This is a genomic window from Paraburkholderia monticola, from assembly GCF_001580545.1.
In the GTDB taxonomy this organism is placed as follows: Bacteria; Pseudomonadota; Gammaproteobacteria; order Burkholderiales; family Burkholderiaceae; genus Paraburkholderia; species Paraburkholderia monticola.
Genome location: NZ_LRBG01000002.1, coordinates 71,847 through 95,278 on the forward strand (window position 1 = coordinate 71,847; position 23,432 = coordinate 95,278).

The 23,432-nt window shown below is 65.4% G+C and carries 21 protein-coding genes; 8 read left to right on the forward strand and 13 right to left on the reverse strand.

Annotated features, from left to right (window positions below; all coding sequences use genetic code 11):
- Positions 1 to 9 precede the first annotated feature (9 nt).
- The gene (locus CI15_RS02455) at positions 10 to 1,287 is read left to right on the forward strand and encodes an MFS transporter (RefSeq protein WP_062124029.1); all 1,278 of its coding nucleotides are present in this window, start codon (positions 10 to 12) and stop codon (positions 1,285 to 1,287) included.
- A 90-nt stretch (positions 1,288 to 1,377) separates the two neighbouring features.
- Here the strand turns inward: CI15_RS02455 and secF are convergent, their stop codons facing one another.
- From secF to queA, 5 genes are all read right to left on the reverse strand, one after another.
- Entirely contained in the window at positions 1,378 to 2,328 is a 951-nt protein-coding gene (secF, locus tag CI15_RS02460; RefSeq protein WP_062124031.1) for a protein translocase subunit SecF, read from the reverse strand.
- An 18-nt stretch (positions 2,329 to 2,346) separates the two neighbouring features.
- Positions 2,347 to 4,440, reverse strand: a complete 2,094-nt coding sequence (gene secD / locus CI15_RS02465) for a protein translocase subunit SecD (RefSeq protein WP_062124033.1) — start codon at positions 4,438 to 4,440, stop codon at positions 2,347 to 2,349.
- Positions 4,441 to 4,555: 115 nt separating this feature from the next.
- On the reverse strand, positions 4,556 to 4,885 hold the full coding sequence (yajC, locus tag CI15_RS02470) for a preprotein translocase subunit YajC (protein ID WP_062124035.1): 330 nt from the start codon (positions 4,883 to 4,885) through the stop codon (positions 4,556 to 4,558).
- Between the two features lie 219 nt (positions 4,886 to 5,104).
- Positions 5,105 to 6,304: a tRNA guanosine(34) transglycosylase Tgt gene (tgt, locus tag CI15_RS02475; RefSeq protein WP_062124037.1), complete on the reverse strand. Its 1,200-nt coding sequence runs from the start codon at positions 6,302 to 6,304 to the stop codon at positions 5,105 to 5,107.
- Between the two features lie 129 nt (positions 6,305 to 6,433).
- Positions 6,434 to 7,492, reverse strand: coding sequence for a tRNA preQ1(34) S-adenosylmethionine ribosyltransferase-isomerase QueA (gene queA, locus CI15_RS02480; protein WP_062124039.1), 1,059 nt, complete (start codon positions 7,490 to 7,492; stop codon positions 6,434 to 6,436).
- Between the two features lie 220 nt (positions 7,493 to 7,712).
- Between queA and recG the strand changes: the two genes are divergently transcribed.
- The 6 genes from recG to ubiA all read left to right on the forward strand — a co-directional run bounded on the left by recG (position 7,713) and on the right by ubiA (position 14,737).
- Entirely contained in the window at positions 7,713 to 9,914 is a 2,202-nt protein-coding gene (recG, locus tag CI15_RS02485; protein WP_062124041.1) for an ATP-dependent DNA helicase RecG, read from the forward strand.
- A gap of 102 nt (positions 9,915 to 10,016) precedes the next feature.
- Positions 10,017 to 10,976 carry a LysR substrate-binding domain-containing protein gene (locus tag CI15_RS02490; protein WP_062124043.1) on the forward strand — a complete coding sequence of 320 codons (960 nt, stop codon included), beginning with the start codon at positions 10,017 to 10,019 and terminating at the stop codon, positions 10,974 to 10,976.
- Positions 10,977 to 11,355: 379 nt separating this feature from the next.
- Positions 11,356 to 12,807 (forward strand): catalase, encoded by a 1,452-nt coding sequence (locus CI15_RS02495; protein ID WP_062124045.1) that lies wholly within the window; start codon positions 11,356 to 11,358, stop codon positions 12,805 to 12,807.
- A gap of 64 nt (positions 12,808 to 12,871) precedes the next feature.
- Positions 12,872 to 13,036, forward strand: a complete 165-nt coding sequence (locus tag CI15_RS37215) for a hypothetical protein (protein ID WP_162842036.1) — start codon at positions 12,872 to 12,874, stop codon at positions 13,034 to 13,036.
- A 154-nt stretch (positions 13,037 to 13,190) separates the two neighbouring features.
- The gene (locus CI15_RS02500) at positions 13,191 to 13,685 is read left to right on the forward strand and encodes a Dps family protein (RefSeq protein WP_062124047.1); all 495 of its coding nucleotides are present in this window, start codon (positions 13,191 to 13,193) and stop codon (positions 13,683 to 13,685) included.
- Between the two features lie 188 nt (positions 13,686 to 13,873).
- Entirely contained in the window at positions 13,874 to 14,737 is an 864-nt protein-coding gene (gene ubiA, locus CI15_RS02505) for a 4-hydroxybenzoate octaprenyltransferase (RefSeq protein ID WP_062124049.1), read from the forward strand.
- An 80-nt stretch (positions 14,738 to 14,817) separates the two neighbouring features.
- On the opposite strand, the gene proC is transcribed toward ubiA, so the two are convergent.
- The 6 genes from proC to CI15_RS02535 all read right to left on the reverse strand — a co-directional run bounded on the left by proC (position 14,818) and on the right by CI15_RS02535 (position 21,933).
- Entirely contained in the window at positions 14,818 to 15,633 is an 816-nt protein-coding gene (proC, locus tag CI15_RS02510) for a pyrroline-5-carboxylate reductase (protein ID WP_062124051.1), read from the reverse strand.
- 55 nt (positions 15,634 to 15,688) lie between these two features.
- Positions 15,689 to 16,399, reverse strand: coding sequence for a YggS family pyridoxal phosphate-dependent enzyme (locus tag CI15_RS02515; protein ID WP_062124053.1), 711 nt, complete (start codon positions 16,397 to 16,399; stop codon positions 15,689 to 15,691).
- A gap of 36 nt (positions 16,400 to 16,435) precedes the next feature.
- Complete coding sequence (gene glcF / locus CI15_RS02520; protein WP_062124055.1) at positions 16,436 to 17,662, reverse strand: glycolate oxidase subunit GlcF; 1,227 nt, start codon at positions 17,660 to 17,662, stop codon at positions 16,436 to 16,438.
- Between the two features lie 8 nt (positions 17,663 to 17,670).
- On the reverse strand, positions 17,671 to 18,759 hold the full coding sequence (gene glcE / locus CI15_RS02525; protein ID WP_062124056.1) for a glycolate oxidase subunit GlcE: 1,089 nt from the start codon (positions 18,757 to 18,759) through the stop codon (positions 17,671 to 17,673).
- Positions 18,760 to 18,932: 173 nt separating this feature from the next.
- The gene (locus CI15_RS02530) at positions 18,933 to 20,426 is read right to left on the reverse strand and encodes an FAD-linked oxidase C-terminal domain-containing protein (RefSeq protein WP_062124058.1); all 1,494 of its coding nucleotides are present in this window, start codon (positions 20,424 to 20,426) and stop codon (positions 18,933 to 18,935) included.
- Positions 20,427 to 20,514: 88 nt separating this feature from the next.
- Positions 20,515 to 21,933 carry an FAD-linked oxidase C-terminal domain-containing protein gene (locus CI15_RS02535; protein ID WP_062124060.1) on the reverse strand — a complete coding sequence of 473 codons (1,419 nt, stop codon included), beginning with the start codon at positions 21,931 to 21,933 and terminating at the stop codon, positions 20,515 to 20,517.
- Between the two features lie 187 nt (positions 21,934 to 22,120).
- On the opposite strand from CI15_RS02535, the gene CI15_RS02540 reads away from it, so the two are divergent.
- The gene (locus CI15_RS02540; RefSeq protein ID WP_062124062.1) at positions 22,121 to 22,675 is read left to right on the forward strand and encodes a cob(I)yrinic acid a,c-diamide adenosyltransferase; all 555 of its coding nucleotides are present in this window, start codon (positions 22,121 to 22,123) and stop codon (positions 22,673 to 22,675) included.
- 54 nt (positions 22,676 to 22,729) lie between these two features.
- Here CI15_RS02540 and CI15_RS02545 read toward each other — a convergent pair whose 3' ends face one another.
- Together CI15_RS02545 and CI15_RS02550 are read right to left on the reverse strand one after the other, a co-directional pair.
- Entirely contained in the window at positions 22,730 to 23,062 is a 333-nt protein-coding gene (locus CI15_RS02545) for a helix-turn-helix domain-containing protein (RefSeq protein ID WP_062124064.1), read from the reverse strand.
- Positions 23,059 to 23,403 carry a type II toxin-antitoxin system RelE/ParE family toxin gene (locus CI15_RS02550; RefSeq protein ID WP_062124066.1) on the reverse strand — a complete coding sequence of 115 codons (345 nt, stop codon included), beginning with the start codon at positions 23,401 to 23,403 and terminating at the stop codon, positions 23,059 to 23,061. The genes CI15_RS02545 and CI15_RS02550 overlap by 4 nt, the downstream gene beginning before the upstream one ends.
- Positions 23,404 to 23,432: the final 29 nt, after the last annotated feature.

A 23,432-nucleotide genomic window follows, 5' to 3' on the forward strand; every position in this document is an offset into this window, starting at 1 on the left:
GAGATCTGGATGAATGCAACGACAGCAGCAAGCGTCGCCGGAAGCCGACAGAATTCGTGGCGCGCGGTGGCGGCCGCCTCGATCGGCAACGCGCTCGAATGGTTCGACCTCGTGGTGTACGGCTTTTTCGCCGTGATCATCTCGAGGCTGTTTTTTCCGGCGGGCAACGAGACCGTCTCGCTGCTGCTCACGCTCGGCACGTTCGGCGTGTCGTTCTTCATGCGGCCGCTCGGCGCGATCGTGATCGGCGCGTACTCGGACCGCGCGGGCCGCAAGGCGGCGCTCACGCTTTCCATCCTGCTGATGATGAGCGGCACGCTGATCATCGCGATTCTGCCGACCTATCAGAGCATCGGCGTCGCTGCACCGCTGATCCTCGTGCTCGCGCGGCTGATGCAGGGCTTCTCGGCGGGCGGCGAGTTCGGCAGCGCAACCGCGTTTCTCGCCGAGCACGTGCCGGGGCGGCGCGGTTTCTACGCGAGCTGGCAGATGGCGAGTCAGGGTCTGACGACGCTGCTCGCCGCCGGCTTCGGCGCGTTGCTGACCGGCCAACTGTCGCCGGAGCAGATGGCGTCGTGGGGCTGGCGCGTGCCGTTCTTCTTCGGTCTGCTGATCGGGCCGGTCGCGTTCTACATCCGCACCCGGCTCGACGAGACGCCCGAATTCCTCGCCGCCGAAACCACGCAGACGCCGTTGCGCGATACGTTCGCGACGCAGAAGCTGCGGCTCGTGATCGCGATGGGCGTGGTGATCCTCGGGACCGTCTCCGCGTATCTGATGCTGTTCATGCCGACCTATGGCGTGCGGCAACTGGGGCTCGCGCCATCGGTCGCGTTCGCGGCGATCGCGGTGACGGGGCTGATCCAGATGGTGTTCTCGCCGGTGGCCGGGCATTGGTCGGATCTGCATGGACGCACGCGCATCATGCTGAGCGCGGCGGTGCTGTTGCTCGTGCTCGTCTATCCGGCGTTCGCGTATCTGATCGCGCATCCGAGCTTCGGCACGCTGATCGTGTGGCAGATCGTGTTCGGCTTTCTCGTCAGCGGCTACTTCGGCGCGACGCCGGGCCTGCTCTCGGAGATCTTCCCGGTGCAAACGCGCACGACCGGCATGTCGCTCGCGTATAACGTCGCGGTGACGATTTTCGGCGGCTTCGGGCCGTTCATCATCGCGTGGCTGATCAGCGCGACCGGCTCGAAGGCCGCGCCGAGCTTCTACGTGATGTTTGCCGCGCTCCTGAGCATCGCGGCGCTGCTCGGTGCGCGGCGCAAGCTGGGGTTCCGCTAGACGCTACTTCATCAGGGCGGAGTAAACGCAAAAGGCCGGTTCGACAGAACCGGCCTTCTTTATTTGCGCACGCCTGAGGCTACGCGCGCATCAAACCTGCGCGCCCGCGTTGGGATCGTCCGGATCGATGCGTTCCTTCTTGTCCTTGATCAGGTCTTCGCGCTTGACGCCGAACCACATGGCGAGCGCCGCGGCGACGAACACCGACGAGTAGATACCGAACAGAATACCGACCGTCAGCGCGAGCGCGAAGTAATGCAGCGTCGGGCCGCCGAACAGGAACATCGACAGCACCATCATCTGCGTACAGCCGTGCGTGATGATGGTTCGCGACATCGTGCTGGTGATCGCGTGGTTGATCACTTCGATCACGCTCATCTTGCGTTCACGGCGGAAGGTTTCGCGAATCCGGTCGAAGATAACGACCGACTCGTTGACCGAATAGCCGAGCACCGCGAGCACCGCGGCCAGCACCGAGAGCGAGAACTCCCACTGGAAGAACGCGAAGAAGCCGAGAATGATGACGACGTCGTGCAGGTTAGCGATCACGCCGGCCACCGCGTACTTCCATTCGAAGCGGAACGACAGGTAGATCACGATACCGACCACCACGCACGCGAGCGCGAGCAGACCGTCGGTGGCGAGTTCCTTGCCGACCTGCGGACCGACGAACTCGACGCGCTGCAATTGCACCTCCGGCGTCTCGGCCTTCAGCGCGCCCATCACCTGCTCGCTCTGCTGGGCGGAGGTGTAGCCCGACTTCAGCGGCAGACGGATCAGCACGTCGCGCGAGGAGCCGAAGTTCTGCACCTGCGCGTCGGCGTAGCCGAGCTTGCCGAGCGTGTTACGCACCGGGTCGAGCGGCACCGCGCCCGGATACTGCACCTCGATCACGGTGCCGCCGGTGAATTCCACCGACAGATGCAGCCCGCGATGCACGAGGAAGAACACGGCGGCGAGGAAGGTGATCAGCGAGATCGCGTTGAAGATCAACGCGCGCTGCATGAACGGAATGTCTTTACGGAAACGGAAAAATTCCATGGTCTTGTTCTCCGGGACTCAGCGGGATGAACCCGGTTTCTGCGGCGTCGAGTCGTTCGACGTCGACGTACCCGGCGTATTGCGGCGACGCACGGTCGGCTTCGCGCGACCCTGCGCGCCGGCCGCGGCCGGTGCCTTCGAACTTGCCTTCGCGCTCGCCTTCGCCGTGGCGATGGCCTGCGCGGTGTCGGTCGCGGCGTCGTTCTCGCCGAGGCTGTTGCCCGCATAGGCGGCCGAGCCTGCCGCCGCCGCTTGCGGACGCCATACCTGGCCGATCGACAGCGACTTCAGCTTCTTCTTGCCGCCGTACCAGAAGTTGACGATGCCGCGCGAGAAGAACACCGCCGAGAACATCGACGTCAGAATGCCGATACAGTGGACGATCGCGAAGCCGCGCACCGGACCCGAGCCGAACGCGAGCAGCGCGAGGCCGGCGATCAGCGTGGTCACGTTCGAGTCGAGAATCGTGGCCCATGCATGCGCGTAGCCGTTCTGGATGGCCAGTTGCGGCGGCGCGCCGTTGCGCAGTTCTTCGCGCACGCGCTCGTTGATCAGCACGTTCGCGTCGATCGCCATACCGAGCGCGAGCGCGATAGCGGCGATACCCGGCAGCGTGAGCGTGGCCTGCAGCATCGACAGCACCGCAACCAGCAGCAGCAGGTTCACGGACAGGCCGATCATCGAGATCACGCCGAACAGCATGTAGTACGCGATCATGAACACGGCGATCGCCGCGAAGCCCCACACGACCGAGTGGAAGCCCTTCTTGATGTTGTCGGCGCCGAGGCTCGGGCCGATCGTGCGTTCCTCGATGATTTCCATCGGCGCGGCGAGCGAACCGGCGCGCAGCAGCAGCGCGAGGTCGGCGGCCGCTTGCGGGGTCGGCTGGCCGGTGATCTGGAAGCGGTCGCCGAGTTCCGACTGAATGGTCGCGACCGTCAGCACTTCGCCCTTGCCGCGCTCGAACAGCACCATCGCCATCGGCTTGCCGATGTTGTCGCGCGATACCGCGCGCACCGCGCGGCCGCCGGCCGAGTCGAGACGGATGTTGACGGACGGACGCTGATGCTCGTCGAAGCCCGCCGATGCGTCGATGATGCGGTCGCCGGTGAAGATCACCTGCTTGCGCAGCAGCACCGGCGCCTGGTTGCCTTGCGTGAAGAGTTCATCGCCCGGCGGCACCGGGTCGTTCGGATTCGGATGCGTGTTGACCGGGTCGGCGAGGCGCGCTTCGAGCGTCGCCGTACGGCCGATGATGTCCTTCGCCTTCGCGGTGTCCTGCACGCCCGGCAGCTCGACCACGATGCGGTCCGCGCCCTGTTGCTGGATCACCGGCTCGGCCACGCCGAGTTCGTTCACGCGGTTATGCAGCGTCGTGATGTTCTGCTTGAGCGCGGCGTCCTGCACCGCGCGCTGCACGGCCGGCGTGAAAGTGCCGACGAGCTGCACGCCGCCGTCCGCGCCGGTGTTCGGCTGCGACGCCCACTGCAGTTCGCTGACGCCGCGGCCGAGCAGCTTGAGCGCCGCGTCCGCCGTGGCCTGGTCGGCCAGATTCACCACCACCGACTGGCCCACGCGATTCACGCCGCCGTCGCGCACGTTGTTGTCGCGCAAAAGCGTGCGCACGTCCGAGGCGTCCGAATCGAGTTTCTTGTTCAGCGCGCCGGCCATGTCGACCTGCAGCAGGAAGTGCACGCCGCCGCGCAGGTCGAGACCGAGGTACATCGGCAGTGCGCGCAGCGCGGTCATCCAGCTCGGCGACGCGCTTTGCAGGTTCAGTGCGACGATGTACTGCGGGTCGTTCGGGTCGCTATTGAGCGACTTCTGCAGCAGGTCTTTCACGCGCAGCTGCGTGTCCGTGTCCGTCAGGCGCACGCGGATGTTCGCGTTGGTCTGCGAGTTGTCGAACGTGACCGCGGTCGGCTTGATCTGATTGGACGCGAGCGCGGCTTCGACCGACGCGAGCGTGGTGGCGTCGAGCCTGACCGTGGCCTTGCCGCTCGACACCTGCACCGCCGGCGCTTCGCCGTACAGATTGGGCAGCGTGTACACGAGGCCGATGACCAGAGCCACCAGCATCACGGCGTATTTCCAGAGGGGGTAGCGATTCATGAGTGGTCCAACGGGAAGGTTGGCTTGGATGCGATGCGTCCGGCGATGAGCGCGGGCGGTTCGGCGAAGTGCCTGAACTGCCGGCGAGGCCGCGCCGGACGCGGGAGAGCAGGCCTTAAAGCGACTTGATCGTGCCCTTCGGGAGAATCGTCGTGATCGACGCCTTTTGCACGGTGATTTCCGTACCTTCCGAGATTTCGACGCCGACGTAGGCTTCGCCGACCTTCGTCACCTTGCCGACGATGCCGCCGTTCGTCACGACTTCGTCGCCCTTGGCCATCGCTGAGAGCATGTTGCGATGTTCCTTCTGGCGCTTCATTTGCGGGCGAATCATGATGAAGTACAGCACGCCGAACATCAGGATCAGCGGCAGGAAGCTCATCAGGTTCGATTCGATGCCACCAGCTGCTGCGCCTTGTGCATAGGCATTGGAAATAAACGACACGTTGGTCTCTCCGTTCTCAGTCAAAAGTAGCTAAAAAGTCAGCCGATTATTCTACCACCGGCCACACGCGCGCCGGCGCGGCGAATCGGCTTTGCGATCAACCGTTTATCGGTCCGATTCGGGGCAAATTCAGCACTCGGCGAAAGTGAATTGTAAGTTGTCGACCTGCGGCACGCGATGAAAGCGCGGATTCCTTAGCGGAATCCGCGCGCCGCGCCGTCAGGACGACGCTTCGACGCCGCGCGCGCGATCTTCGTGGAAGCGCTTGCGGAAGGCGTCGAACAGCTTTGCCTCGATCGCGTCGCGCATTTCCTGCATCAGTTCCAGGTAGTAGTGCAGGTTGTGGATCGTGTTCAGCTGCGCGCCGAGGATTTCGCCGACGCGGTGCAGGTGGTGCAGATAGCCGCGCGTGAAATTGCGGCAGGTGTAGCAGCCGCATTGCTCGTCGAGCGGGCGCAGCGAGTTCTTGTGCGTGGCGTTGCGGATCTTGACGTCGCCGAAACGCGTGAAGAGCCAGCCGTTGCGCGCGTTGCGGGTCGGCATCACGCAGTCGAACATGTCGACGCCGGCCGCGACGCCGGCCACGAGATCTTCCGGCGTGCCCACGCCCATCAGGTAGTGCGGCTTGTCGGCCGGCAGCTTCGGGCCGATGTGGTTCAGGATGCGCATCATGTCTTCCTTCGGCTCGCCGACCGACAGACCGCCGATCGCGAGGCCGTGGAAGTTCTTTTCCGCGAGGCCGGCGAGCGACTCGTCGCGCAGATCCTCGAACATCCCGCCCTGCACGATGCCGAAGAGGGCATTCGGATTGCCGAGGCGCTGGAATTCGTCGATCGAGCGTTGCGCCCAGCGCATCGACATGCGCATCGATTCGGCCGCGTCCTTGTGCGAGGTCGGGATGTTGTTGGTCGCGTACGGCGTGCACTCGTCGAACTGCATGACGATGTCCGAGTTCAGCACCTTCTGGATCTGCATCGACACTTCCGGCGACAGGAACAGCCGGTCGCCATTGATCGGCGACGCGAACGTGACGCCGTCCTCGGTGATCTTGCGCAGATCGCCGAGCGAGAACACCTGGAAGCCGCCCGAGTCGGTCAGGATCGGCTTGTTCCAGCCCATGAAGCCGTGCAGGCCGCCGTGCGCCTCGATCGTTTCGAGGCCGGGGCGCAGCCACAGGTGAAACGTGTTGCCGAGGATGATCTGCGCGTGCATTTCTTCGAGCTCGCGCGGCTGGACCGCCTTCACGGTGCCGTAGGTGCCGACCGGCATGAAGATCGGCGTTTCGACCACGCCGTGATTGAGCGTGACGCGGCCGCGGCGCGCGAGGCCGTCGGTGCCGAGCAGTTCGAATTTGAGGCCGCCGATGTCGTCTTGCGGGCGCTCGTGGGCAGTCTGTTGCGAGGGATGACCGAGGGTCATTGGGTTCACTCCTGTGCTACCGGAAAACAGTCCGGCGCAATCAATGAAAACCGCCACGACGGATCGCGGCGGCTGGGAAAACGGCAAACCGTCGAAGCGGCAAAACGTCGAAGCGGCGCTTGAACCGGTCTATGCATCGCGCCGCGTGAGCAGCATCGCGTCACCGTAGCTGAAAAAGCGGTAGCGCTCCTCGATCGCATGACGGTACGCGGCGCGAATCGTCTCGACGCCCGCGAACGCCGACACCAGCATCAGCAGCGTCGACTTCGGCAAATGGAAGTTCGTGACCAGCCGGTCGACCACGCGAAACCGGTAGCCCGGCGTGATGAAGATGTCGGTTTCCGCGCTCGCCGCGGCGAGCGGGTGGCCGGCGGCTTCGGCGTCGCGCGCGGCGGCTTCGAGCGCGCGCATCGAGGTCGTGCCGACCGCGATCACGCGGTTGCCGCGCGCTTTGGTCGCGGCGATCTTGTCCGCGAGCGCTTGCGGCAGGTGATACCACTCGCTGTGCATCTTGTGCTCGGCGATGTTCTCGACCCGCACCGGCTGGAACGTGCCGGCGCCGACGTGCAGCGTCAGCGTTGCGCGTTCGACGCCATGCGCGTCGAGCCTCGCGAGCAGCGCGTCGTCGAAGTGCAGGCCGGCGGTCGGCGCGGCGACCGCGCCCGGGTTTTGGGCGAACACGGTCTGGTAGCGGGTTTCGTCGGTTGCGTCGGGATCGTGCTCGATGTACGGCGGCAGCGGCAGACGGCCGTACTGCTCGATCAGCGTCAGACAGTCGGCGGGGAAATGCAGCGTGTAGAACTGATCGACGCGCTCGCCGACGGTGACGTCGAACGCATCCGCGAGGCGGATCGCCGTGCCCGCCTGCGGGCTCTTGCTCGCGCGAATCTGCGCGAGCGCGCTGCGCTCGCCGGTCAGGCGCTCGACCAGCACTTCGACCTTGCCGCCGCTCGCCTTCTGGCCGAAGAAGCGCGCCTTCAGCACTTTGGTGTCGTTGAAGACGAGCAGATCGCCCGGCGCGAGGCACTCGGGCAACTCGGTGAAGCGACGGTCGATCAGGCGAGCGGCGCCATCGGCGGCGCCTGCGGCGTCCACGTCGAGCAGACGGCTGGCGCTGCGCTCGGGCAGCGCGACTTGCGCGATCAGCTCGGGCGGCAGATCGAAATCGAAATCGGAAAGCGTAAACATGCGAAAGACTGGAAGCGGGTTGGGACTGCCGGGTTGGGACTGCCGGGTTGAACTGGATTTGGGACTGAATTGAGCCGAAGCCGGAGCCGGGCGGCTATGATGGCGGGACGCCGAAGCAGCCCGCGCGCGCCCTGAGCCGCATCCTGCCTACGTTGGACGCGCGAAGGGCGGCACGACTTTCCTTTCGACAGCAGCCGATATTGTACTTGCGAAGCAGCCCATGCCTTTGTCCGACCGCCGAACGTCCGTTGCCACCCTCGAAGCGGGCGCCGAACCGCGGCGCCCCGGTGCCCGAGCGGAGACGGGGGAGAGCGAGGCGGCCGAAGGCGGCACCACGGCAAAGTCCGCCCCCAAAGCCCCCGTCAAAACCGCCGACAAGCTCGCCAAACTCGGCCTCACGCGCGACATCGATCTCGTGCTGCATCTGCCGATGCGCTACGAAGACGAAACCTCGCTGACGCCGATCGGCCACCTGCTGCCGGGCGGCATCGCGCAAACCGAGGGCGTGGTGTTCGACAACGAGATCGCCTATCGCCCGCGCCGGCAGCTTCTCGTGAAGCTGCGCGACGCCGACGGCGACGAACTCGTGCTGCGCTTTCTGAATTTCTATGGCTCGCAGGTCAAGCAGATGGCACCCGGCGCGCGCCTGCGCGTGCGCGGCGACGTGCGCGGCGGCTTCTTCGGCATGGAGATGGTGCACCCCGCCGTGCGCGTCGTCGACGAAGACACGCCGCTGCCCCAGGCGCTGACGCCGGTCTATCCGAGCACGGCGGGCGTGTCGCAGGCATATCTGCGCAAGGCGATCGACAACGCGCTCGCGCGCACCTCGCTGCCGGAGCTGCTGCCCGAGCCGGTCGCGCGCGCGTTTTTCGAACCGCTCGGCGTGCCGTCGCTGATGGACGCGGTGCGCACGCTGCATCATCCGGGCGCGCAGTCGGACGAAACGGCGCTGATCGACGGTACGCATCCGGCCTGGGTGCGCATCAAGCTCGAGGAACTGCTCGCGCAGCAGATGTCGCTCAAGCGCGCGCACGACGAGCGTCGCGAGCGCGCCGCGCCGGCGATGCCGCGCCGTAAGCTCGGCGACGAGGCGGCGTTGGTCGCGCGGCTCCAGAAGGCGCTGCCGTTTTCGCTGACGGCCGCGCAGGAGCGCGTCGGCGGCGAGATCGCGCTCGATCTGACGCAGCCGCATCCGATGCAGCGGCTGTTGCAGGGCGACGTCGGCAGCGGTAAGACGATCGTCGCGGCGCTCGCCGCCGCGCAGGCGATCGACGCCGGCTACCAGGCCGCGCTGATGGCGCCGACCGAAATCCTCGCCGAGCAGCACGCGCGCAAGTTGCGCGGCTGGCTCGAGCCGCTCGGCGTGAGCGTCGCGTGGCTCGCGGGCAGTCTGAAGACGAAGGAGAAGCGCGCCGCGATCGAAGCGGCCGCGCTCGGCACCGCGCAGCTCGTGATCGGCACGCACGCGATCATCCAGGACGCGGTCGAGTTCGCGCGCCTGGGGCTCGTGATCGTCGACGAACAGCATCGCTTCGGCGTCGCGCAGCGGCTCGCGCTGCGCGCGAAGGCGCAGGGCGCCGCCGACGGCGCGGCCGACTTCCAGCCGCATCAATTGATGATGTCGGCGACGCCGATTCCGCGCACGCTCGCCATGACCTACTACGCGGACCTCGACGTCTCCACGATCGACGAACTGCCCCCCGGCCGCACGCCGATCCTCACGAAGCTCGTGTCCGACGCGCGCCGCGAAGAGGTGATCGGCCGCGTGCGCGAGGCGGCGCTGACGGGGCGCCAGGTGTACTGGGTGTGTCCTCTGATCGAGGAAAGCGAGACGCTGCAATTGCAAACCGCGGTCGAGACCTACGAGACGCTGGTGGCCGCGCTGCCGGAGCTGAAGGTCGGGCTCGTGCATGGGCGTCTCGCGCCGGCCGAAAAGGCCGCGGTGATGGACGCGTTCTCGCGCAACGAGATCCAGCTGCTGGTCGCGACCACGGTGATCGAAGTGGGCGTCGACGTGCCGAACGCGTCGCTGATGGTGATCGAGCATGCCGAGCGCTTCGGTCTCGCGCAGCTGCATCAGTTGCGCGGACGGGTGGGGCGCGGCAGTGCCGCGTCGGTCTGTGTGCTGCTCTACACCGGGCCGCTCTCGATGACGGCCCGCGCACGCCTGCAGACGATGCGCGAAACCACCGACGGCTTCGAGATCGCCCGGCGCGACCTCGAAATCCGCGGCCCCGGCGAGTTTCTCGGCGCGCGGCAGTCGGGTGCGGCGATGCTGCGTTTCGCCGACCTGCAGAACGATCAGCACCTGATCGAGCCGGCGCGCGAAGCCGCCGCGACGCTGCTCGAGCAGTATCCGGACGTCGTTCTCCAGCATCTGGCGCGCTGGCTCGGCGCGCGCGAGCAGTATCTGAAGGCTTGAGCGCAGCGCCCGCGGTCTGCGGATCGGCTAAAAGCTTGGCGAACCGACCCTATAGGTGTATAACTAGAATCTATCGAATCCATCGGACTGATTGATCCCCGAATGACGCTCACCGAATTGAAATACATTGTGGCGGTGGCCCGCGAGCGGCACTTCGGCCGCGCCGCCGAAGCGTGTTTCGTCAGCCAGCCCACGCTGTCCGTGGCCATCAAGAAGCTCGAAGACGAGCTGAACGTGCAGATTTTCGAGCGCGGCACCAGCGAGGTCAGCGTCACGCCGATCGGCGAACAGATCGTCACGCAGGCGCAACGGGTGCTCGAGCAGACGCTCGCCATCAAGGAAATCGCCAAGCAGGGCAAGGACCCGCTGATCGGTCCGCTGCGCCTCGGCGTGATCTACACGATCGGACCGTACCTGCTGCCGACGCTCGTCAAGCAGATGATCCGGCGCGTGCCGCAAATGCCGCTGATGCTGCAGGAAAACTACACGCTGAAGCTGATCGAGCTGCTCAAGCAGGGCGAAATCGACGTCGCGATCATGGCGCTGCCGTTTCCCGAAACGGGTCTGATGCTGCGCCCGCTGTACGACGAGCCGTTCGTCGTCGCGCTGCCGTCCGGTCACGCGTGGGAAAGCCGCCCGAAGATCGACCCTGACGACCTGAAGCAGGAAACCATGCTGCTGCTCGGCAGCGGCCATTGTTTCCGCGATCACGTGCTCGGCGTGTGTCCCGAGCTGATGCGCTTCTCGCAGAACGCGGATGGCATCCAGAAGACCTTCGAGGGCTCGTCGCTCGAAACGATCCGCCATATGGTCGCGAGCGGCGTCGGTATTACCGTGCTGCCGCGCATGTCGGTGCACGAGGTCAAGCCGCATGCGGGCGGTATCGATGCGGGCCTGCTCAGCTACGTCGCGTTCGACGAGCCGGTCCCCGATCGCCGCGTCGTGCTCGCGTGGCGTAAGAGCTTCACGCGCATGCCCGCAATCGAGGCGATCTGCGAAGCCATCGCCGCCTGCGACCTGCCGGGCGTCAGAAAGCTCGATCTGCCGGCCGCCGTCAACTGACTCGCCGTCGCGCTGCATAAAAGGGCGCAAGCCCTATCGAATAGATAAAATTAATCAAATACGAATATTCGATAGGGTTGATATAGTTTCCTCCAGGGATCGCCCGATCCCCTTATTCGACAAGGCTCAGCGCCCGTCCCAAGACTAGGGGCGTGAGGCCAGCCCGGAGGAAAACACCATGCAAGCGGATTCTCAGTCCATCCACGCTGTTCCTGCTCAACCGGCCACCGCGGCCGTCGCGCTAAGCATCCGCACGATCGCCGTGTCGTTGCTGGTCGACCGGGTGCTGGGCGCCTGACCTGTCGATCCACCACGGCATCCGCCGAGCGGATGCCGCGCGCTTTTCCTCTGATCCGAAAAAATTCACGCAGGAGTACGCATGTCCGAACATAAGCTCAGCAACGCCGCCGGCGCCCCCGTCGCCGACAACCAGAACTCGATGACCGCCGGCCCGCGCGGTCCGGTCGTGTTGCAGGACGTCTGGCTGCTCGAAAAGCTCGCCCATTTCGATCGCGAAGTGATTCCCGAGCGTCGTGTTCACGCGAAGGGTTCGGGTGCGTTCGGCACGCTGAGCGTGACGCACGACATTTCGCGCTACACGAAGGCGAAGGTATTCGCGCAGGTCGGCAAGGAAACGCCGCTGTTCATGCGCTTTTCGACGGTGGCCGGCGAGCGTGGCGCGGCCGACGCCGAGCGCGACGTGCGCGGCTTCTCGATCAAGTTCTACACCGAAGAAGGCAACTGGGACGTGGTCGGCAACAACACGCCTGTGTTCTTCATCCGCGATCCTTTGAAGTTTCCGGACTTCATTCATACGCAAAAGCGCGATCCGTACACGAATCTGCGCAGCAATGTCGCCGCGTGGGATTTCTGGTCGCGTCATCCTGAGTCGTTGCATCAGGTGACGATTCTGATGAGCGATCGCGGCATCCCGAAGAATTACCGGCAGATGCACGGCTTCGGCTCGCACACGTACTCGTTCATCAACGCGAACGATGAGCGCTTCTGGGTCAAGTTTCACTTCAAGTCGCTGCAAGGCGTCGAGAACTTCACCGACGCCGAAGCCGCCCAGGTGGTCGCCAATGATCGCGAGAGCGCGCAGCGCGATCTGGTGAACAGTATCGACGCGGGCCACTTCCCGAAGTGGCGCTTCGCGATTCAGGTGATGCCGGAAGCGGACGCGGCGAATTACCGCTTCAACCCGTTCGACATCACGAAGGTGTGGTCGCAGAAGGACTATCCGTTGATCGACGTCGGCACGATCGAGTTGAACCGCAACGCGGCGAACTATTTCGCGGACGTCGAACAGGCAGCGTTCACGCCGGCGAACGTGGTGCCGGGCATCGGCTTTTCGCCGGACCGGCTGTTGCAGGGGCGTCTGTTCTCGTACGGTGACACCCAGCGTTACCGGCTCGGTATCAACCACCATCAGATTCCGGTGAACGCGCCGCGTGTGCCGCGCGCGCATTCGTTCCATCGCGACGGCGCGATGCGCACCGATGGCAATCTCGGCGGCAACGTGAACTACGAGCCGAATCGCTTCGGCGACTTCGCGCAGGACGCGAATGCCGCGGAGCCGTCGCTCGCGGCGGGAGCGGTCGCGCGTTACGAGCATCGCGAGGACGACGACTACTACACGCAGCCGCGCATGCTGTTCGCGTTGTTCGACGACGCCCAGCGTGAGCGTCTGTTCGGCAATATCGCGCGACATATCGATGGCGTGCCGCAGGAGATCGTCGCGCGTCAGATCGAGCATTTCCGTCGCGCTGATCCGGCTTACGCGCAAGGGGTGATCGCGGCGCTCGCCGCATTGCAGAAAGGTAAGCAGTAACAAGGTAACCGACGCCGCGGCGCATTGCGTCGCGGCCGTCACGATACGAACCGGGAGTACGATCATGATTCAGACGATGCTGGCAACCATTGGCGCTCCAGTCGCCCCGCGCGACATCGAGGCGCAACGGCAGGCGGTCATGCTGCGCAAGGTCATGGGCTTTGCGATCGTCGCGAGCGGCTTTGCGGTGATCGCCGCGCAGGCGTTGCAACACGCGCTGGGCGCCTGAGCGCTGGGCCGCCAGGACGGCCGCGCAGCAAGGCTTTCAGGCACGGCTCACGGAAACCTCGCGGCATTTCACGCTACACTGTCGAACGTTTTATCTCTGTTTCCGCAGACCGTCATCTGCCGACCGGTTCGTATCACTCTTCGAAGGAGTCATCATGGCCAAGAAAGAAACCGCAGCCGCACCGCAAGTCAACATCGGCATTAGCGACAAGGATCGCAAGAAGATCGCCGATGGTCTGTCGCGTCTGCTCGCCGACACCTACACGCTGTATCTGAAGACCCACAACTTTCACTGGAACGTGACGGGTCCGATGTTCAACACGCTGCATCTGATGTTCGAAACGCAGTACAACGAACTCGCGCTCGCGGTCGATGCGATCGCCGAACGTATCCGCGCGCTGGGCGTGCATGCGCCGGGCAGCTACAGGGATTTCGCGAAGCTGTCGTCGATCCCCGAAGCGGATGGCGTGCCGGCCGCGGAAGACATGATCCGCCAGCTGGTCGAAGGTCAGGAAGCCGTGGTGCGCACCGCGCGCGCGATCTTCCCGTCGACGGAAGCCGCTAACGACGAACCGACCGCCGATCTGCTCACGCAACGCATGCAGACGCACGAAAAAACCGCGTGGATGCTGCGCTCGCTGCTCGCCTGAGTTGCCGCGGTTAAGCCGCTCGAGTCACGTCTGATGCCGGCGTGGGCAACGCCTGCGCTGAGCTGAAAGCCTACAAGCCTCCCTGCACGGGAGGCTTTGTTTTTTGCGCAGCCGGCGCGCGTCTCCGGGCCGCAGTGCGCTTCCCGTAAAATAGGCGGACCGTGTTCGCACTTCACCGAGTTCGTCCCATGTTCGCTCGACTTCCCCTGTATCTGCGCCTCGTGCGCATGGACAAGCCGATCGGCAGCCTGCTGCTGCTGTGGCCGACGCTCAATGCGCTGTGGATCGCGTCAGGTGGTCATCCATCGTGGCAGCTGCTGGTGATCTTCACGCTCGGCACGGTGCTGATGCGCTCGGCCGGCTGTGCGATCAACGACTACGCGGACCGCGATTTCGACCGTCACGTGAAGCGCACCGAAAACCGGCCGATCACGTCCGGCAAGATCAATGCATGGGAAGCGGTCGTGCTGGCCACCGTTCTGTCGCTGGTCGCGTTTCTGCTGATTCAGCCGCTCAATGCGTTGACGAAGGAATTGTCGGTGGTTGCGTTGTTCGTCGCCGGCACGTATCCGTTCATGAAGCGCTTCTTCGCGATTCCGCAGGCGTACCTGGGCATCGCGTTCGGCTTTGGCATTCCGATGGCGTTCGCCGCGGTGCAGGATCACGTGCCGCCGCTCGCCTGGGTCATGCTGATCGCGAATATCTTCTGGGCCGTCGCGTACGACACCGAATACGCGATGGTCGACCGCGATGACGACATCAAGATCGGCATCCGCACGTCGGCGCTGACCTTCGGCCGTTTCGACGTGACCGCGGTCATGTTGTGCTATGCCGTGACGCTCGGGATTTACGTTGGCATCGGCGTGACGCTCGGGTTTGGTCTGCTGTACTGGCTCGGCTGGGCGGCCGCGGCAGGGTGCGCGTGCTATCACTACACGCTGATCCGCAACCGCGAGCGCATGCCGTGCTTCGCTGCGTTCCGGCACAACAACTGGCTCGGCGGCGCGTTGTTCGCGGGGATTGCCGCGCACTACGTGGTGGCTTCGTTTTAATTCACGTACGCGGATTGCCGGCGTCGGAGCGCTGCTGTTCCCTCGCGACGCCGGTGCCCGCCGGTTCCCGCCGATTCCCTTTACTGCTTGCCGAACTCGTCGCCCATCTCGCGCGCTCGCGCGTCGGCGGCCAGCACGCCACGCACGATCGCATCCTTGATGCCGCTCGCGTCGAACGAGGCGAGCGCCGCCGCGGTCGTGCCGCCTTTCGACGTCACGCGCTCGCGCAGCACGCTCGGCGGCTCGTCGGAATTGGCCGCGAGTTGCGCGGCGCCGGTGAACGTCGCGACCGCGAGCGCGCGGCCCTGCGCTTCGTCCATGCCGAGCTGGCGCGCGGCTTCTTGCAGCGCTTCGATGAAATAGAACACGTAGGCCGGTCCGCTGCCTGAGATCGCGGTGACCGCGTCGATCTTCGCTTCGTCGTCGAACCAGACCGTTTCGCCGACCGCACCGAGCACTTGCGAGGCCAGCGCGCGGCCCGCTTCGTCGACGCTGCCGCTGGCGACGAGGCCCGTCACGCCCATGCCGATCAGCGCCGGGGTATTCGGCATCACGCGCACGATGCGGCTATGGCCAGCGAGCCAGCGCGACATGTCGCCGATGCGAATGCCCGCGACGATGCTGACGACCAGCTGCGCCGCGCGCAGATGCGGCGCCACCGATTCGGCCACGCTCTTCAGGATCTGCGGCTTCACCGCGAGCACAACCGCGTCGTAGGCGGCGAGCGCGCCGTCCGCGGCCGCGCCGGTGCGGATACCGAATTGCTGCTCGTTGCGCTTGCGCGCGTCTTCGTTCGGATCGATCGCGTACAGGTCCGCGGGTGCGACGCCCCGTTTGATGAGGCCGCCGATCAACGCCGCGGCCATGTTGCCGCCGCCGATAAACGCAATTTTCATGATGGTCCGGATAGGTTCAGGTGAGAGGCGGAAATGCGAGTGAGGGCTTCGAACCTCAGCGCGAATAATCGCGCGCGCCGAAGATCGCGGTGCCGACGCGCACGATCGTCGCGCCTTCGAGCACGGCGGCTTCGAGATCGGCCGACATGCCCATCGACAGCGTATCGAGCGCGAGCCCGTCGTTACGCAAGCGCTCGAACAGCTCGCGCAGTTCGCGATGTGGCGCGCGTTGCGCGTCGAGATCGCCGGCCGGTTCGGGAATCGACATCAGGCCGCGCAGCTTCAGCTTCGGCAGCGCGGCGATCTGATGCGCGATAGCGGCCGCCTCGGCGATCGCGACGCCGCTCTTCGACGCCTCGCCGCTGACGTTGACCTGCAGGCACACGTTGAGCGGCGGCAGATTGTCGGGGCGCTGCTCCGAGAGCCGCTGCGCGATCTTCAGCCGATCGACCGAATGCACCCAGTCGAAATGCTCGGCGACCGGCCGCGTCTTGTTCGATTGCAGCGGCCCGATGAAATGCCATTCGAGCGACGCGCGCAGATCGGCGAGCGTCTGGATCTTGTCGAGCGCTTCCTGCACGTAGTTTTCGCCGAACGCACGCTGACCGGCCGCATGAGCGGCGCGCACGGCATCGGCGGGAAACGTCTTGGAGACCGCGAGCAGCGTGACGGACTGCGCATCGCGGCCGGCCGCTTGCGCGGCTCTCGCGATGCGCTGCTGCACGTCAGCGAGGTTGTGACGCAGAGAGTGAAGCAGATCGGACATGGAACGAACCGGTATTCAGCGAAGACGATGCCCCGATTATACGGACAGCATGTGCTCCACCAGTTCGATCCAGTGCGCGACCGGCGTCGAGGTGCCGCTTTGCAGATGCGCGATGCAGCCCACGTTCGCCGACACGATCACCTGCGGCTCCTGCGCCTGCAAACGCTCGAGCTTCTGATCGCGCAGCGCATACGACAGGCGCGGCTGCAGCAGCGAATAGGTGCCGGCCGAGCCGCAGCACAGATGGCTATCGGCGGGCAGGCGCACTTCGACGCCGAGCGCGCCGAGCAGTTGCTCGACCTTGCCGCGGATCTGCTGACCGTGCTGCAGCGTGCAGGGCGGATGAAACGCGACCGTGTGCACCGAGCGGCGCCGTGTGATCGCGACGAGCTGTTCTTCGAACTCGGGCAGGATCTCGGCGACGTCGCGCGTCAGTTCGACGATGCGGCGCGCTCTCTCCGCATACGTGGGATCGTGGCGCAGCAGGTGCGCGTATTCCTTGACCGTCGCGCCGCAGCCCGACGCGTTCATCACGATCGCTTCGACGCCCTGTTCGACGTAGGGCCACCATGCGTCGATGTTCGCGCGCAGGTCGTCGAGCGCTTCGTCGTGGTAGCCGAGGTGCAGGCGGATCGCGCCGCAGCAGCCGGCCTCGGGCGCGACCAGCGTCTCGATGCCGAGCGCATCGAACACGCGCGCGGTCGCGATGTTGACGTTCGGCATCATCGACGGTTGCACGCAACCCGCCAGCATCAGCACCTTGCGTTCGTGTTTCGCGCTCGGCCATTCGAGCGGACGCTGGCGCGCCGGCACCTTGTCGCGCAGCTTCTTCGGCAACAGGCCGCGCACGTGCTGGCCGAGGCGCATCGCGGGCGTGAAGATCGCGCTGTTCGGCAGCACGCTCGCGAGCAGACGCCGCATCAGCCGTTGATTGAGCGGACGCGTGACTTTCTCTTCAGTCAGCTTGCGGCCGATTTCGACGAGCCGCCCGTATTGCACGCCCGACGGGCACGTCGACTCGCAGTTGCGGCAGGTGAGGCAGCGGTCGAGGTGAACCTGCGTGCTGCGCGTAATCGGCGCGCCTTCGACCATCTGCTTGATCAGATAGATGCGCCCGCGCGGGCCGTCGAGCTCGTCGCCGAGCAGTTGATAGGTCGGGCAGGTGGCCGTGCAGAAACCGCAATGCACGCATTTGCGCAGGATGGCGTCCGCTTCGTTGCCATCGGGCGTATTGCGAATGAAGTCCGCGAGGTTGGTTTGCATCGCGTCGCTCAGAAGTCGGAGTAGAGACGGCCGCGGTTGAAGATCCGGGCCGGGTCGAATGCTTGTTTGAGGCCGCGATGGATTTTCATCAGCGGCGCGGGCAGCGGCGTGAACACACCGGCGCTGCGGTCGTAGCCGTGGCCGCAGCGGAAGATCGTGGCGTGGCCGCCGGCCTGCTTCGCGCTGATGCGCACGGTTTGCGCGTCGGTATCGGTGATCCACCAGCGCTGGCCGCCGCCCCATTCCATCAGTTGCGCGCCGGGCAGTTGCAGCGGCTCGGTGATCGTCGGCAGCGCGAGGCGCCACAGCGCGGCCTTCGGCGGAATTCCGGCAAAGAACGAATCGGTCTGTTCGCGCAGGCCGGCCCAGAAACGTTCGGCTTCGACCGCATCGACGACCTCGCCGCCGAGCCCGGTGCGCGCGGCCTTGACCGCGGCTTCCGCGCCGCCGAGCCGGACCGCGAGCGTGCCGTGGCGCCATGCGCTCGCGGTGATCGGCAGCGGCCGGCCGCCCCATTCGTTGAGCTTGCGTACCGCGTCGGTGCCGTTCATGTCGAACTTCAGTGTGGCTTCGACCTGCGGCCGCGGCAGCACCTTGACCGACAATTCGAGGATCAGCCCGAGCGTGCCGAGCGAGCCCGCCAGCAGCCGCGACACGTCGTAGCCCGCGACGTTCTTCACGACCTGGCCGCCGAAGTGCAGCACCTGGCCCTGGCCGTTCATCACGACGGCGCCGAGCACGAAGTCGCGCGCGGCGCCGACGGCAGGCCGGCGCGGCCCGGAAATGCCCGCGGCGATGCAGCCGCCGAAGGTGGCCTGCGGACCGAAGTGCGGCGGCTCGAACGGCAGCATCTGGTCGTGCTCGGCGAGCGCGGCTTCGATTTCCAGCAGCGGGGTGCCCGCGCGCGCAGTGATCACGAGCTCGGCCGGATCGTACGCGATGATGCCGCGATAAGCGCGCGTGTCGAGGATCTCACCTTCCAGCGTCTGGCCATACCAGTCCTTGGTGCCGCCGCCGCGGACGCGCAGCGCGCGTCCCTCGGCGCTGGCCGACCGCACGCGTTCGGACCATACGGCGACGATGTCGTCCTCTTCCATGGTGTCCTGCTCGTTGTGTTTCGTTTGATTGTACCGGGCGGGGGCCCGCTGACAAGCCGGAGCGCACCCGCACGGGGAGCGCCGCGCGTCGGTACTTCAGTCGGAGGAGGCTCACGGCGCCGCGCCCGCGCGAGGACCGGCGCGGGCGCGGCGAACGGTGGCTGCGCCAGCCGTTAGAAGCGCGGTAGCTCGGGATGAGGCAGCAGCCCGCCGCGCACGTGCATCTTGCCGTATTCGGCGCAGCGCGCCCGCGTGGGGATGCCCTTGTCGGGGTTCAGCAGGCCGGGCGCGTCGAAGGCACGCTTGACCGCGTGGAACGTGTCGCGTTCCTCGGGAGAGAACTGCACGCACATCGAATTGATCTTCTCGATGCCGACGCCATGCTCGCCCGTCACGGTGCCGCCCAGCTCGACGCAGGCTTCGAGGATGTCGCAACCGAACAACTCGGCGCGATGCCACTCGTCCTGGTCGTTGCCGTTGAACAGGATCAGCGGGTGCATGTTGCCGTCGCCGGCATGGAACACGTTGATGCAGCGCAGCTGGTAGGTCTTCTCCATCTCCTCGATGCGTGCGAGCAGCGGTCCGATACTGCGGCGCGGCACGGTGCCGTCCATGCAGTAGTAATCCGGCGAAATGCGGCCGGCGGCCGGAAATGCGTTCTTGCGCCCGGACCAGAAGCGCAGCCGCTCGGCTTCCGTGCGCGAGATCTGGATTCGGGTCGCGCCGTGCTCGCGCAGCACCGCGGTCATGCGCACGATTTCGTTCGCGACTTCGTCGGGTGTGCCGTCCGATTCGCATAGCAGGATCGCGGCCGCGTCGAGGTCGTAGCCCGCGTTGACGAACTCCTCGACCGCGCGCGTGGCGGGCTTGTCCATCATCTCGAGACCGGCCGGAATGATGCCTGCCGCGATGATGCCGGCAACCGCGTCGCCGCCTTTGACGACGTCGTCGAAGCTGGCCATGATGACCTGCGCCATTTGCGGCTTCGGGATCAGCTTGACGGTGACCTCGGTGACGATCGCGAACATGCCCTCGCTGCCGATCAGCACCGCGAGCAGATCGAGCCCCGGCGCGTCCGGCGCGAGCGAGCCGAATTCGACGATCTCGCCTTCCATCGTGACCGCGCGCACGCGCAGCACGTTGTGCACGGTGAGGCCGTACTTCAGGCAATGCACGCCGCCGGAATTCTCGGACACGTTGCCTCCGATCGTGCAGGCGATCTGCGACGACGGGTCCGGCGCGTAGTAAAGACCATACGGCGCCGCGGCCTCGGAGATCGCCAGATTGCGCACGCCCGGCTGCACGGTCGCGGTGCGCGCATACGAGTCGACCTCGACGATCTTGCGAAAGCGCGCGAGCGACACCACCACGCCGTGCCGAATCGGCATCGCGCCACCCGACAAGCCGGTGCCCGCGCCGCGCGGCACGATGGGCACGTCGAGGCGATGGCAGATCTGCACGATGCGCTGCACCTGGGATTCGGTTTCCGGCAACGCGACGGCGAGCGGCAGCCGCCGGTACGCGGCGAGACCATCGCATTCGTACGCGACGGTATCTTCCTCGCGATACAGCAGACAGTGGGTCGGCAACACGGCCATCAGCGCCTGCACGACTTCGCGCTGACGCTGCGCGAGGACTTCGGCCGACAGTTCAGCGGGTGCGTTCATGTGAGTTGTCTCCTCGTGGCTTGCGCCAATCCGGCTTGCTGGTTCGAGCCGGCTGTTTCGTGCAGCCTGCTTCGCGTCACTTTCGTAATCAGGCCGCCGCCCAGGCGAAGATCTTGCCCGGATTCATCAGATTGCGCGGGTCGAGCGCGTGCTTGATCGAGCGCATCGTATCGACCGCGACGTCGCCATGCTCTTCGAGCAGAAAGCCCATCTTGTGCAGCCCCACGCCATGCTCGCCGGTGCAGGTGCCGTCCATGCGCAGCGCGCGCTGCACGATACGATGGTTCAGGCGCTCGGCCTCCTCGAGCTCTTCGGGCTTGTTCGGGTCGATCAGGATCGCGACGTGGAAGTTGCCGTCGCCGACATGGCCGACGATCGGGCAGGGCAGCGGCGAGGCCAACAGATCCTGCTCCGTTTCGACCACGCATTCGGCGAGACGCGAGATCGGCACGCAGACGTCGGTGGTGACCGCGCGCGAGCCGGGCTTCAGTTGCAGCATCGCAAAATAGGCGTTGTGACGCGCGTTCCACAGACGGCTGCGGTCTTCGGGGCGCGTCGCCCATTCGAAGCCTTCGCCTGCATTTTGCGCGGCGATTTCCTGCACGAGTTCGGCCTGTTCCTTGACGCCGGCCTCGGTGCCGTGAAATTCGAAGAACAGCGTCGGCGCTTCGCGCAACGTCAGGTTCGAATGGCGATTGATCGAGCGGATTGCAAGCGCATCGACGAACTCGACGCGCGCGATCGGCACGCCGATCTGGATCGTCTCGATGACCGCACGCACTGCATCGCCCATCGACGGGAACGCGCACACCGCGGCCGATACCGCTTCCGGCTGGGGATAGAGACGCACGGTGATTTCGGTGATCACGCCGAGCGTGCCTTCCGAGCCGACGAACAGACGGGTGAGGTCGTACCCCGCCGACGATTTGCGCGCGCGCGAGCCGGTCTTGATGACGCGGCCGTCGGCGAGCACGACCGTCAGGCCGAGCACGTTCTCGCGCATCGTGCCGTAGCGCACGGCGTTGGTGCCCGAGGCGCGCGTGGCCGACATGCCGCCGATGCTCGCGTCGGCGCCCGGGTCGATCGGGAAGAACAGGCCCGTGTCGCGCAGCGCTTCGTTCAGTTGCTTGCGTGAGATGCCGGGCTCGACGGTGACGGTCAGGTCTTCGGCGTTGATCGACAACACCCGGTTCATTTCCGACAGATCGATCGACACGCCGCCTTGCACGGCAAGCAGATGTCCTTCGAGCGAGGAGCCATTGCCGTACGGAATGATCGGTACGTCGTACTGGCCGCATAGCTTGACGGCGGTTTGCACGTCTTCGGTCGTACGCGCGAAGACGACGGCGTCCGGCAGTTGCGGATCGAAAGGCGATTCGTCGCGGCCGTGGTGCGTACGCACGGATTCGGCGACGGACACGCGCTCGCCGAAGGCGGCTTTGAGCTGATTCAGCAATTCGGCGGGAAACGGCCGGCGCAGCGGGGCCGGCGGCACGGGATGGTTCACGCATGTCTCCTGTGTCGGAAAAATCTTTATAGAGCAGCCTGTTTACAGCAGCTGTTTCATTTTACGCCGTTCGCCCGCTGGCCGGCGCCAGGCCGACTTGCGCTCATATAATGGCGACGATTTCACGATGCGTGCAATATGGATAAACGTGGTGGCCGCATCGCCACTGAACGGAGGGGGAGACATCATGGGCAATCGCCTCAGCAAGATCGCGACGCGCACCGGCGACGACGGCACCACCGGTCTCGGCGACGGCCGTCGCGTGCGCAAGAACAGTGAGCGTATCGCCGCGATTGGCGACGTCGACGAGCTCAATTCGAATCTCGGCGTGCTGTTGTGCGAAAACCTGCCCGAGAACGTGCGCGCGGCGCTGGTCGCCATTCAGCACGACCTGTTCGATCTTGGCGGCGAGTTGTGCATTCCCGGTCACACGATGATTACCGAGCAGCATCTCGCGCAGCTCGACGGCTGGCTCGCCGACTACAACGCCACGCTGCCACCGCTGAAGGAATTTATTTTGCCGGGCGGTTCGCGCGCGGCTGCGCTCGCGCATGTGTGCCGCACGGTATGCCGCCGCGCCGAGCGCGCGATCGTCGCGCTCGGCGAACACGAGGCGCTGAACGCGGCGCCGCGTCAGTACGTGAACCGGCTGTCCGATCTGCTGTTCGTGCTGGCGCGCGTGCTCAATCGCGCGGACGGCGGCACCGACGTGCTGTGGCAGCACGATCGCGGCGCGCATTGAACGGCAGCGCACAAGCGCACATAGCCACGCATGGTGATTGGCGCGAGCCGACGCTCAACCGACGGCGAGCGTCACCGGCTTGCCGATGCGGCTCAGCATTTCGACGAGCGTGTCGATCGTGAACTTGGTGGTCTTCTTGTTGACGACGTCAGAGACGCGCGGGCGCGAGACCATCAGGATTTCGGCCGCCTCGGCTTGCTTCAGATGATGCTGTTCGATCCACGTGGACAGCTCGGTCATCAGTTGTTCCTTGAGCAGCCGTGTATCGTTGATCTGCTTTTTCGACGCGGCGTGAAGGCGCTTTGCTTCCTCGGCGGAAAAACCGAGTTCGAGGAACACATTCGCGCCGGGTCGCGTTACGTGACGAATATTCGTGTCGATCGTCATGGCTGGGTCGTCCTGTAATGAGTGATGGCGCGGTAGCGCGTTTCGGCAATTTTTCTGTCGTGCAGTCCGAGCTTCTGCGTTTTCTTCTGAAAGCAATGCAGCACGTACAACGCTTCGGCGTATTTGGTCACATACATCACGCGATAGATGCCGTTCTCGTCTTTGATGCGAATTTCGCGCGTTCCCGCGCCGATCGAGTCGAATGGTTTCCAGTCGTCGGGGTCGAGTCCGGACTGAATCTTGTGAAGCTGAAACCCTGCGAGACGACGTGCTTCGTCGGGAAAAGCGAGCAAATCGCGGTAGCTGGAGCCTAGCCAGCGAATTTCTTTTTCCTGCTCCATCGCCACCTCATGTATAAAATCTTATACGC